Source organism: Mesorhizobium sp. WSM4983, assembly GCF_029625765.1.
Lineage (GTDB): Bacteria > Pseudomonadota > Alphaproteobacteria > Rhizobiales > Rhizobiaceae > Mesorhizobium.
Genome location: NZ_JARTVM010000023.1, coordinates 1 through 11,436, shown reverse-complemented (window position 1 = coordinate 11,436; position 11,436 = coordinate 1). Strand labels below are relative to the sequence as shown.

The following is an 11,436-nucleotide window of genomic DNA, read 5'->3' as shown; positions in this document are numbered from 1 at the left end:
TCGACGCACTCCGGACAAGTAACCTCATGGGCGCGGCATGCAGGATTAACCGAGCCCAGCCGGTCATGAGTGCGGCCTTGCCGGGTCGGGCGATAGGCAGTCATGCCCTGCCCTTCCTGCGGGTCAAGCACTCCGAAAAAACATTTCCCCCATAAATGCTAGATCTTCCGTTGCCTTTTCGCGTCACAGGCCGTCAAACGCCCGGCCGTTCACAACAGTGATCCGGCAAGTGTTTGGCTGCGCGAGACGATGCTGCAGGGAGTCGTCCTGCATGGCACTTCGCTATGATGCTGCGGTGCCGTCTAACGGCGCCTCGTGCTTGAACGCACTGAACGGCCACCGCGATCAAAATCGATGGTTCGAGGACCGTTGATCATCACCCCGCCAGCCTCGATCTTGTTTGCCGCCACGAGAGCGACACAGAGACTGCTGGTGAAGATGCCCGCCTGCCCGCTATGTTCCGGATGGTTGACCATCCCGGATGGACCCATCGAGGGTGTCAAGGCGAGCATGAGCACAGGCGCGAACAGTTCACGGGCAGGCGCGACGGTGGCCGCAAAGCAACGTCGCGCCAGCATGCGATCTCAGCAGGATCGGCACCATCCTGTCAGGGAGCAATGCGAGTGGCTGGCTTAGCCGCTGCGACGCTGCCCGGCATCGCGTTCAATTGATCTGGCGCCTTAAATGCAGGAAGGCTTCGCGGCCGGTACGAGGCGCATCCCTCCTCCGAAGCAGCACGCCCAAGTATCATCACAAGCCCCGAGCGCCCGCGTTCGGCGATGTCCAATTTCCGACAATGTCGGAATACAGTCAGATCTGCTGGATTGACTTTAAATGGTTTTCTCATTTGGCACAGCGCATGCTGGTTATCCGGAAACACGTGACCGACCAACAAGAAGTCGCATGACACAACCGAAGCCATCCATGTCTGACGGGCTGCCCAGGATACCTACTGCGACCGCGCTTGCCCGGTGACGACCGCTCCGGCTCCGCCCGTTACCGACGAGGCAAAGTGACGGATTTCCTGCGTTTCAACGACATGGAGGTGGTTGTCATTCCCGCTGGGGGACAGACTCGGCCTGTTCAAGGCATTGCGCGAAGGCGGCAAGATGACGGCCACCCGTGCGCGAACTCAAGGAGCGCAGCCTGTATCGTGTATCAGGCAAATAGGCCGTCGGTCAGTGACCTTGACACAGGGGACATGCGCAAGGTCCTGAAGTTTGATGCAGCGATAGAAGGGTGCCAATGACAACAATAGCTTACAGGAACGGAACCATGGCTGGCGACGGCCGAGCCTTGGGTTTTGACTCAGTATCCGTCGGTGAGAAAACGAAGGTGTTTCGCTTATGCGACGGCACACTCATCGGCGTTTCCTCTTCGTCCTTGGGTATTCCAAAGGCCGTTCGAGACTGGGTTGAGAAGGGCATGGATGTTTCTGATATTCCTGTGCCGCGCAACGACGACAATTTTGAATTTGAGGCGCTGATAGTGCGCAAAAATGGGGAAGCCGTATTGTTGGACGGCAATTGGCTGCCAAGTGATCCCGTGAAAGGTGAATATTATGCCATCGGGAGCGGCAAGCAGTATGCTTTGGCCGCGCTGGTTTTGGGCAAGTCAGCTAAGGAAAGCGTCGAAGTTGCCGCGAAACTCGACGTTTGGACTGGTGGCACAGTCACTGCCATAACTCACTAAACCCGCCTTTCGGCGGGAGTGTGACAGTGCGAGCGTGGAAGTAGGGCGCCACCCCGGGGCACGTCGAGCCCTGTCATGTGAGCTGGTCCATAAGCGCGCGAAAGCGTCCAGTTGTGGCCAAAAGCACGATTTGCGACAGAACCGGCCCGCTTCTATGAGTATGGGCCGCTTTTTGCGGCCAGCGTGCTTGCCATCCTGCCGCCAGTGGCCGTCGCCTTCTTCTTCCAAGGTTACCTCGTCATGAAGTAGAGCACCACGATCTTGTCGGAGAGATCGGAAGGCGGACGGCCCTTCCGTCCGCGTCGGCCAGTTCGAAAGGCGGCGCGGCCTGCTCGTCGATCGCCTGGAAGAACCTCTCCGCGCTGTCCCTCATCTTGTCGAGATCGGCGCCCGGATGGTGGGCCAGCGCGGAGGTCCCGAGGATCAGCGCCAGAAATTGAATCGCAAGCGACGGTTTCGCTTTCATGGACAATGCATTCCGGTTGGGGGCGTTCGAGGGCTCCGCGGCTAGGATTGGTCTCACTGTGTCTGCTCCCGCTCCCGGCGGCTCATCTGCCTGATAGGCGCGTTCCCGCTCGGGCCATGTGCTTTTGATGAAGGCCAGAACGGCCCGGATCTCCTCGTCGGTGAGGACATTCCCGAAGCCCGGCATGTCGCTCTGGTAGCCGCCGCCGACGACCGCGGCCGGTCCCGGCGCCGGCATGCGTCCCGAAGGCAGCGGGCTTTCCAATCGCGCTGACCTTCGCCTGGCTAAAACCGTCTTGCCTAGCGCTATCGCCGCGGCCGGGGCGCGGCCATCCGGTTGGCGAGCCAAGGCAATGTCCAGACCAATCCGAGGCCTGCCGCGGCCACGCATCGATAAGAGGACCGACGCCCTTCTCCTTTGCCGCCGCTGGAGAACAGGTATTTGATCAGCGCGGCCGTCCCGAGGACGAGCACGACGACGACAAGCAGCCACACCAGGCCCGTGCCGAACATCATCATGCCGCTCATGCATTCCATCATCGAAGCCTCCTATTCCGTGGCGTAGATGCCGCCGGTCGCGTCAGACTTTCGGATTTCGAGAATCTCGAAGGGCGCTTCCTTCGTGCCACTCATGCCGGGGGAGCCCATCGGCATGCCGGGCAGCGTCATGCCCTTTGATGTCGGGCCGCTCGGTCAAGAGCTTGTTGACCGTGCCGACCGGCACATGGCCGCTCACCACATAGCCGTCGATGAACGAGAGAAGGCAGCCATCGGCTTCCGGCGGAATGCCCTCTTCGCGGCTCATGGCGAAAAGGTCGTGAGTCGGCCTTGACGGTGATTCCTGGAAGGCCGATTCCAAGGCGAGCTGGCTTGAAGGCCGCGGTCCGGATGGTCGACTAGGCAGCTTGGTTCCACGATCGCAATGCTTGATCGCTTCATTGCAGGCCATGGGCTCTCGCCCCCTCCTTTTGCCACACGAGGCGCCAGCTCACGTGTTGTTGTTGGCGTGCGCCCCGGCAACCGCTTTCACCAGCCGCTCCAGCGATCCCGCGCGCTCCAGCTCCGCAAAGAATGATGCGGCGTGACGCTACCCAGCCGGTGCTTCTCGGCCTTCCAATTAAACTGTCTCGACGAAAGAGCCGTCTCCGTTGCTCCGGTCTCGGTGTTGAGTTCTCTAAGGCTGCGCCACACCTTGGTCCCCACGCCGGCAAATGATCTCACTATGCAGCCCGTGCTCGCACGCTCTCAAACTAATTACCGCTGCTGCAACACGCCGCCTGGCGGCCTGCACCGAAAAGCCGACAGGGGTGCATCTGAATAGCCGTGAACCCAGGTCTCAAAGACCATCCGGCGCGACGAGCGGACGCACCGCACGTGTGACACCCGCCTTGTGGGGCAGGGTTGCCTTTCTCAATCCCGGCGTTGGTCGGCGTCCCAATGAGCAGCAAGCTATTATCGGCCGCCGAATCTTAGTGGCTTCGTCGAGAGCCTCAATCAACCAAGCGGCGAAAGCCCCGCTAGAGTCTCCGCCCGCCTGTCGCTATGAAGCAGTTGCAGCCAGCGCTGCTTCAGGCGCATGAACTCGCCCGATGCAATGATTTCCGTCGCCCTGGGTCTTTCGAAGGGCACTGTTTCTATTCCCTTCTTCTTCGGCGCGCGGCTTGATGCCGACATACGGTTTCTTGACCTGCCGCCTGAACTGGCTGCCGAAGCGGGTGCCCCGCCAGCGACCCCGACAATCCCCTGTTCCGCAACTGCTGAAGAGCCGACTGCGCTCGCATCCCGATATTGCGCAACGGCACTATGCCGACATTCTGGAGACCGCAGCCGCATGAGCCTCGAGATGTTCCGCCGACCGTCGACAAAGGCGTCCTCTCGCCTGCGTCCGCCATTTGTCAGTGCTCGATCTGATTGGGGAGACGCCGGTCGTCGAACTGAAGAGATTCGATACCGGCAGGTGTCGTCGCTTCGTCAAGATCGAAAGCCAGAATCCCGGCGGATCGATCAAGGATCGCATTGCGTTGTCGATGATCGTTAATGCCGAACAGCGTGGCACGCGCGGGGCGGTACAATCATCGAAGCGACCGCTGGCAACACAGGGCTCGGCCTGGCCATCTGGCGGCACGAAGCGCGTGATCGCGTGTCCAAAAGCTGACAGCGTCAGACAAATGTCAGGTTCATTACAACCAACATCTGGGCACTGACGAGGTTTTTCGAAGCAATGGGCGCTAACTGCGCGCTGAGCGCGTTGGCATGGCTTTTGAGACTGAGTGACTGTGACTGCACTCAATGGGGCAAGACGAGCGATGCGCTCCTCCCTGAACCCGTGTGCCGTCTCTGAGAGGAAACCAGCTCGTGCAGAAACCTTTGGAAATAGCTTTGGACCGCAACGTGGTATTGCAGATGGAGTCCCCGGCTCCTTCGATTAGAGTCGAGAACTGGCTGCATGGCGAGCCCCTCACGAGCTTTGAGCCCGGCAAGTGTACATAGTCGAATTTTGGGCAACTTGGTGCGGCCCATGTGTGGACGGGATGCCCCATCTGATCCAGCTGCAGGGCGTCGCCAGGCGCACCATCTGGACAGCAGGAACTGGACTATGGGCAAGGTAACAGGCTTTCTCGAAATCGACCGGCAGGTGCACAAGTACCAGCCGGCCTCCGACCGCATCCGGCATTTCCGCGAATTCACGCTGCCGATGTCCGACAAAGAGGTCGAGAAACAGGCCGCGCGCTGCATGGATTGCGGCATTCCGTTCTGCCATGGGCCGACGGGCTGCCCGATCCACAACCAGATCCCGGACTGGAACGACCTCGTCTACAATGGCGACTGGGACAATGCGATCCGCAACCTGCATTCGACCAACAATTTCCCGGAGTTCACCGGCCGCATCTGCCCCGCACCTTGCGAGGAAGCCTGCACGCTGAACCTCGAGGACATCCCCGTCGCCATCAAGACGGTCGAGCAGGCGATCGCCGACAAGGCTTACGAGACCGGCCATATCAGGCCCTATCCGCCGGAGAAGAAGACCGGCAAGCGCGTCGCCGTCATCGGCTCCGGCCCGGCCGGCATGTCGGCTGCCCAGCAGCTCGGCCGCGCCGGCCACGACGTCCATGTCTATGAGCGCGAGAGCCGGCCCGGCGGGTTGATGCGTTACGGCATTCCCGACTTCAAGATCGAGAAGCACTATATCGACCGGCGCATCGAGCAGATGCAGGGCGAGGGCGTCACCTTCCATTGCGGCGTCAATGTCGGCGTCGACAAGCCGGTTGCCGAGCTGCTCGCCGAACATGACGCCGTGCTTTATTGCGGCGGTTCCGAAACGCCGCGCGCGGCCGGCATTCCCGGCGACGATCTCGGCGGCGTGCATGACGCGATGCCCTATCTGGTGCAGCAGAACAGGCGTGTCGGCGGCGAACCGATCCAGTCGGTGGCGTGGCCGTCGCATCCGATCCTCGCCGGCGGCCAGCATGTCGTCGTCGTCGGCGGCGGCGACACTGCCTCCGACTGCGTCGGCACCGCCTTCCGCCAGGGCGCGGTGCGCGTCACCCAGCTCGACATCCGGCCGCAGCCGCCGGAAAAGGAAGACAAGCTGTCGGTCTGGCCATACTGGGCGACCAAGATGCGCACGTCATCCTCGCAGGCCGAAGGCGCCGAGCGCGAATTCCAGGTGGCGACGCTTGAATTCATCGGCGAAAACGGCCAGCTGACCGGGGTCAAATGCTGCGAAGTCGACGAAAAGCGCAAGCCGATCGCCGGCACCGAATTCGTCATCCGCGCCGATCTCGCGTTCATCGCCATCGGCTTTGCCGGGCCAGCCGCTCGCGGGCCGGTGTCGGAACTGGCCGGCCAGATGAAGATCGCCATTGACAGCCGCCGCTCGAAGAATGTCGAGGCCAATGACCGGGACTACAGGACCAGCGTCGAAAAGCTCTATGCGGCGGGCGACGTGCGGCGCGGCCAGTCGCTGGTCGTCTGGGCGATCCGCGAGGGCCGCCAGGCGGCGCGCGCCATCGATGAGGCGCTGATGGGATCGAGCGTGCTGCCGCGCTGAGTCCGTCTCGAGACCCTACTTGTGCGGCCACCTGAAGGCGCTTTCCGCCCTTCCGCTGCCCCGGGCAGCTTACGGACTGATCGCCGTGGTCGTTTCGGTTGTGGCCCCGGCCGCAGGCTGCCGCCTTGGCGGCCAAGAAAAATCGTCGGCGCGGCCGGGCGCAGCAGCGGGCGCCTTGCCCTCGACGACGAATTTTTCACCGGGCCCGTCCGGCTTGGCCGGCGCTGCGGCACCGAGAAGTTCCGAACCGCCGTCGAGTGCCGGTGATTGCGAGTCGGCGTCGGTAGCCGGGTCGGCGGCCTCAGTCTTTTCCTTCGAGGGTGGACTACGTTACTGGCCAGTACCGGCAACGCATCGAAGGAACTTTACAATCATAAAGGTACGTCACTGGTCTCGCGGCTCACCTATGACGATCTAGACGCGCATTCGAGTCCACAATCCGACTGGCATTTTCGTAAAGGCCTCCTCGGTGCGGGCGGCATCAGGGAGGATTTTCTCATGACGAGGACTTCTTACGGAAATGGGGGGCTACTCAAACACATTCAGTGATCAGCGCGGGGGCGGCGTCAGCTATTTCACCGCCGATCTTGGATATAATTTCTTGAACTCACCGCGCTACCGCATCGGTGCTTTTGTTGGCAACAATTTCTGGCACGAGAGCTACGATGCTTTCGGTTGCACGCAGCAGGCGACCAACTGGGGAACCTGTGTGCCAACCGTCCCACCTACGTCAACCTCTCAGCCAGGACAACGATTGGCATTCGCTGCGACTCGGCTTGGCCGGGCAGACGCAACTCACCGAGCGACTCAGCCTTTCTGGTGACGTGGCGTTCCTCTTCACGCGGCTCGACGGCAAAGAGCAGCACCACATGCGCCCAAGATCAAGCTAATTCCCGAAGACGGCGATGGGCATGGCGTCCAGCTCGAGGCGGTGTTGCGGCCGTGGCGAATAACGGCACCGCTCATTTCGAAGAGGCAATGGGCGGTCGTGGTTCCCCGCAGGCCGACGATTGGAAGGCAAAGCGCTACGGCGTTTTCGTGCAGGCTAGCATCAAGTTCAACTGAGAGAGCAAGAACCGAGGAGAGCGGCGATGCCACTCCAGCTCATTACGATCATTGGATCAACAGAAGGAAGTTTTCCGAAGAGTTTTGCAAGCGTGCGCAAAGTCGCCAGACAAAGTTCTCTCGGTCCATAGTGTACGTGCCGTCACGCCCGTTCTCGACATGGTTGAATGATACGTCCCGCGCGATCGATCAAAGTCGTTTTTCATTGGTTTTCCGGAAATCGCGGGGAGCACAGCGTGCTGTGACCCTCGCCTGCTGGTTTTCTGTCAACGCGCAGATGAGGGAGAATGAGCGTACAGCAAAAATCATCAGTGCTGTCGCTTTCGCCAAAGCCCGCCGCAGCTAAACGGGGTCCCACGCCCGGTAGCGCCCCCTGCCGGTCACCTCACGGATGCCGAGTTCGGCACCAGCCCGAGCGCAGCGCGCTGGCTAATTTTCAGCTCGGCCGCGACCAGACCTGCCGACACCAGCGGCCGCGCCAGCACCAGCTCGATCAGCGCCGGCAGGCTCGAGTTTTTGCGCCGGTTCCTGAGCCGGCGCTCCATCTGGCTTTTGGCCAGCGCCTGGATGATTGCAAGGCTGAAACAGTCGATGGAACGCCCCTCCAGCGAAGCCGAACCGGACGAGGCGCGCGCGCCAGGTCCTTCGGCTGCCATCGGCACGCTGGGTTTAAGTGCTTGGGGTGACACGGCGTGATCTCCGCCGTTGGCGGGAACAGGGCAGTGCAATAGTACTGCCCTGTTCCTTTTGATCAGAGGCCAGTGCGGATTTCTTCGGCAAGCGCCCTCAACGTCGTCTCGACGTCATCGCCGTTTACCATCTTCTGCATCGCCACGGCCCATGCGTTCATGGCTTCGCCGAAGCCGACACGCGGTGTGAAAGCCAGCGCGGCTTGGTCCTGTATCTTTTTGAAGCTGTCAACGAAGTTGTTGAACTCGGGCTGCGAAGCGTACTTAGTCCAGGTGTCGTCTGCCAGGTCGACGTGCGCGGCGGATTGACGAGCTGGCCAGCAAGGGCACCCTTGAGCGCCACCTGCTTGGAGGTGGCCCACGGGATGAACAGCCAGGCCGTGCCCTTCTTTTCGGAAGCCGCGTTCATGGCGAGAGCCCAGATCCAGATGTCAGACTCCAAGCTCGTGGCGCTCGGTGCGTGCAGCGGCGGAGCGAAGGCGATCTTGCCGGATGCCGGCTTCCCCGCAACATCGTTCCAGAAGCCGAACATATTTGAGTCGATCGTCATCGCGCTGCGGCCGGACGCGAAGGAAGGAGCCGCGCACTTCTTGATCATGTCCACGTAATGTAGTCGTATCCAGCATCGGTAAGCTTCCAATCGCTCAGGTATTTGTCCAGCGGCTCCAGGGCGCCACTCGGAGCGAGGTCCTACGCGGGCTGAATGCCAGTGCCGAACACATCCCATGCTGGCGACTTCGTCGTCAGTTGGATCGTCATCTTGTTCCAGTAAGAATCGTCTGGGTAGAGTTCCGGCGTGACCTTGATGCCGGGTCAGCTTCTCGAACTCCGGAAATTGCGCAGCGAGAGCATCCGCATAGGGGTGGATGTCGTAGGCCCAAGTTATGCTGGTCCCTTCGAATTGACGCCAGTTCACGGTGTCGGCAGCGGCCGAATTAGTGAGCGATGCCGAGACGGCAAAAAACGCCAAGTCAAAAGCAAGCTGTTTGCGAAGCGACGCGCACCTGTAACGAGTACGGGGAATGAGCGACCCATGTAATCCTCCCTGGGGCATTTTGCCAATTTTTGGGTCCACTCCTCCATCCCGAGTTCGCTCATAGCCACAATAAGCGGTTTCCAACGAGCTCGCTCTGAATGCACCAGGCCAACTGGGTAAAAACGGGTAACCGGCACTAAAAGGCGTTGTAGTATCGCCACCAGAAATACTGCTCCGTGGTGCTGGCCTTTGCCTGGGGGCGCAACACGGCAACTACCCGCTCAAAACGGTTGGTCCTCTACCTCTTATTCACCGTCGCTTTCCTCGCGGCCTAACCCGGCCGGAATATCCGTTGCCAGAAAAAGGCCTCGCGGCCGGTTCGAGGCTCATCCCTCCTCCGAAGCAGCACGCTCAAGTATCGTCACAAGCCCCGAGCGCTTCGCGTTCGGCGATGTCCAAATTCCGACAATGTCGGATACAGTCAGATCTACTGGATTGCGTTTGAATGGTTTTCTCATTTGGCACAGTACATGCGGGTCATCCGCAAAACACGTGACCGACCAACAAGAGTTCGCATGATCACCTTACCACAACATACAGCCGCCGCGGAACAATCACTTGGCCCCTGATCGCCCACCCCGGCACCACAACCGGAGTCATCGATGTTCTGACAGGCTGCCCAAGGATACCTGCTGCAACAGGGCTTGCCCTGGTGACGACCACTCCGGCTCCGCCGGTTACCGACGAGGGCAAAGTGACGGATTTCCTGCTTTTCAACGGCATGGAGGTGGCTGTCATTCCCGACCACCGCGCCGGTCGTCACCCATATGGTCTGGTGCAGGATCGGCAGCGCGGAATGAGCCGCCGGGGATATCTGCATGTCTTCGAGCATCTGATGCTCAAGGCGCCTCATGACGAGCACGGCTCCGTCGCCTGGAGAGATTGAACCCAAAGGGAGATTCAGATGTCTGAAGCGAATCAGGAAAAGTTGGACGCATTCTTGGGGAAAATGGTCGGCGATCTCGGTGCGATCGCAACGGGCGCGGGAGTCCTGCTGGGGGACAGACTCGGCCTGTTCAAGGCATTGCGCGAAGGCGGCAAGATGACGGCCGCCGAACTTTCGACACGCACCGGCACCCAGGAACGCCTCGTAAGGGAATGGCTTTCCGGGCAGGCGGCGGCGGGTTACGTCGACTACGATGAAGCGAGCGACAAATTCTATCTCAACGCCGAGCAAGAGCTGGTGTTCGCTGATGAAGACAGCCCGGCCTTCATGGCAGGCGCATTCGAGTTCCTGTCCGCGCTGTGGCTCGATGAAGAAAAGGTGAGGCAGGCATTCCAGTCCGGCAAGGGCGTCGGGTGGCACGATCATAGCGCGTGTCTGTTTCGCGGTACGGAACGGTTCTTCCGTCCAGGCTACAATGCCAATCTGATCGACTCCTGGCTGCCGGCCTTGGAGGGCGTCGTCGAGAAGCTCGAACGCGGCGTGGACGTCGCGGATGTTGGATGCGGTCATGGTGCATCGACCGTGCTCATGGCACAGGCCTTCCCCAATTCGCGCTTCGTCGGCTTCGACTATCATGCCCCTTCGATTGAGCGCGCCCGCAAGGCGGCCGAGGTAGCCGGCGTCGGCGTTAACACGCGGTTCGACGTGGCGGCCGCCAAGAGCTATCCCGGAACCTATGACCTCGTCACATTCTTCGATTGCCTTCACGACATGGGCGACCCGACGGGCGCCGCCACCCATGTCCACGGATCGCTCAAGCCGGACGGCACGTGGATGATCGTCGAGCCGTTCGCGCATGATCATCTGGCGGCGAACCTCAATCCCGTCGGCCGCGTTTACTATGCCGCTTCCACTTTCGTGTGCACGCCCGCATCCGTGTCGCAGGAAGTCGGGCTCGCGCTTGGAGCCCAGGCCGGTGAGGCGAGGCTGCGCAAGGTTGTGACCGGCGGCGGCTTCAAGCGATTGCGTCGCGCCGCGGAGACACCGTTCAACATGGTGCTGGAGGCCCGCCCTTAGCGTGGCCGTCGCCAGAAATTGCAGCTCATCGCATTTGATGAAGATCACCGCCAAAAATCCGGACGCATCGGGCACATTTTCAAGGCGTCTGGGTTCACGCAGAGGTCGCTGCCGAGTTGTGTGCCAAGAGTCCCATACGTTGCGGCTCAGAAAGGACCCCACGCACGGCGACGAACATGCCCATAGCGATGGCCGCTATAATCACATATGTCCACCATGGCGCGTTCACAAAGCTGGTAAGCCACGTCGCACCGAACGCGCTTACGACAAAAACGAGAGCCTCGATAAAAAGACTGAGCCTGTACACATTCAGTCGTCTCATCCTCATACCACCCATCCAAAGACTGAGCTTGTTGCGCTACTGCGACAGAGCCTAACATATTGGAGAGTGCTCACTAGTCGACCGTGAACAATCCGAGCCCTAAGCGGCGACCGGCTTCGGCCGGATTTGAAGCAGGGCAATCAAGAGCGACAA

Annotated in this window: 8 protein-coding genes and 6 pseudogenes; 7 read left to right on the top strand and 7 right to left on the bottom strand. The window is 60.7% G+C overall.

Annotation, left to right across the window (positions count from 1 at the left end; all coding sequences use genetic code 11):
• Nucleotides 1–302 precede the first annotated feature (302 nt).
• Complete coding sequence (locus P9254_RS28710; protein ID WP_063169403.1) at nt 303–578, bottom strand: hypothetical protein; 276 nt, start codon at nt 576–578, stop codon at nt 303–305.
• A 697-nt stretch (nt 579–1,275) separates the two neighbouring features.
• On the opposite strand from P9254_RS28710, the gene P9254_RS28705 reads away from it, so the two are divergent.
• Nucleotides 1,276–1,692, top strand: coding sequence for a hypothetical protein (locus P9254_RS28705; protein ID WP_063169404.1), 417 nt, complete (start codon nt 1,276–1,278; stop codon nt 1,690–1,692).
• Nucleotides 1,693–1,930: 238 nt separating this feature from the next.
• Here the strand turns inward: P9254_RS28705 and P9254_RS29035 are convergent, their stop codons facing one another.
• Genes P9254_RS29035 through P9254_RS28685 form a run of 3 tightly spaced genes read right to left on the bottom strand, consistent with a single transcriptional unit; the run spans nt 1,931 to nt 2,962 of the window.
• Nucleotides 1,931–2,422 carry a c-type cytochrome gene (locus tag P9254_RS29035; RefSeq protein ID WP_244514239.1) on the bottom strand — a complete coding sequence of 164 codons (492 nt, stop codon included), beginning with the start codon at nt 2,420–2,422 and terminating at the stop codon, nt 1,931–1,933.
• Nucleotides 2,423–2,463: 41 nt separating this feature from the next.
• A complete protein-coding gene (locus P9254_RS28690) occupies nt 2,464–2,685 on the bottom strand; it encodes a hypothetical protein (RefSeq protein ID WP_245462946.1) in 222 nt (73 codons plus the stop codon).
• 52 nt (nt 2,686–2,737) lie between these two features.
• Complete coding sequence (locus tag P9254_RS28685; protein WP_372958899.1) at nt 2,738–2,962, bottom strand: DUF411 domain-containing protein; 225 nt, start codon at nt 2,960–2,962, stop codon at nt 2,738–2,740.
• Nucleotides 2,963–3,787: 825 nt separating this feature from the next.
• Between P9254_RS28685 and P9254_RS28680 the strand changes: the two are divergent.
• From P9254_RS28680 to P9254_RS28665, 4 genes and pseudogenes are all read left to right on the top strand, one after another.
• Nucleotides 3,788–3,992 (top strand): annotated as a pseudogene (locus tag P9254_RS28680) (isopenicillin N synthase family oxygenase); the annotation flags it as partial.
• An 8-nt stretch (nt 3,993–4,000) separates the two neighbouring features.
• Nucleotides 4,001–4,270 (top strand): annotated as a pseudogene (locus P9254_RS28675) (pyridoxal-phosphate dependent enzyme); the annotation flags it as partial.
• Between the two features lie 290 nt (nt 4,271–4,560).
• Nucleotides 4,561–4,712 (top strand): annotated as a pseudogene (locus tag P9254_RS28670) (TlpA family protein disulfide reductase); the annotation flags it as partial.
• A gap of 41 nt (nt 4,713–4,753) precedes the next feature.
• Nucleotides 4,754–6,208, top strand: coding sequence for a glutamate synthase subunit beta (locus P9254_RS28665; RefSeq protein WP_063169408.1), 1,455 nt, complete (start codon nt 4,754–4,756; stop codon nt 6,206–6,208).
• Nucleotides 6,209–6,277: 69 nt separating this feature from the next.
• Here P9254_RS28665 and P9254_RS28660 read toward each other — a convergent pair.
• The 3 genes and pseudogenes from P9254_RS28660 to P9254_RS28650 form a co-directional block, all read right to left on the bottom strand.
• Nucleotides 6,278–6,472: pseudogene (locus tag P9254_RS28660) on the bottom strand (DUF459 domain-containing protein); the annotation flags it as partial.
• Nucleotides 6,473–7,615: 1,143 nt separating this feature from the next.
• A pseudogene (locus P9254_RS29190) lies at nt 7,616–7,836 on the bottom strand (helix-turn-helix domain-containing protein); the annotation flags it as partial.
• A 283-nt stretch (nt 7,837–8,119) separates the two neighbouring features.
• Nucleotides 8,120–8,566 (bottom strand): extracellular solute-binding protein, encoded by a 447-nt coding sequence (locus P9254_RS28650; RefSeq protein ID WP_236383562.1) that lies wholly within the window; start codon nt 8,564–8,566, stop codon nt 8,120–8,122.
• A gap of 1,057 nt (nt 8,567–9,623) precedes the next feature.
• Between P9254_RS28650 and P9254_RS28645 the strand changes: the two are divergent.
• Nucleotides 9,624–9,845, top strand: a pseudogene (locus tag P9254_RS28645) (insulinase family protein); the annotation flags it as partial.
• Nucleotides 9,846–9,902: 57 nt separating this feature from the next.
• Nucleotides 9,903–10,961 carry a class I SAM-dependent methyltransferase gene (locus P9254_RS28640; protein ID WP_024504268.1) on the top strand — a complete coding sequence of 353 codons (1,059 nt, stop codon included), beginning with the start codon at nt 9,903–9,905 and terminating at the stop codon, nt 10,959–10,961.
• Nucleotides 10,962–11,436: the final 475 nt, after the last annotated feature.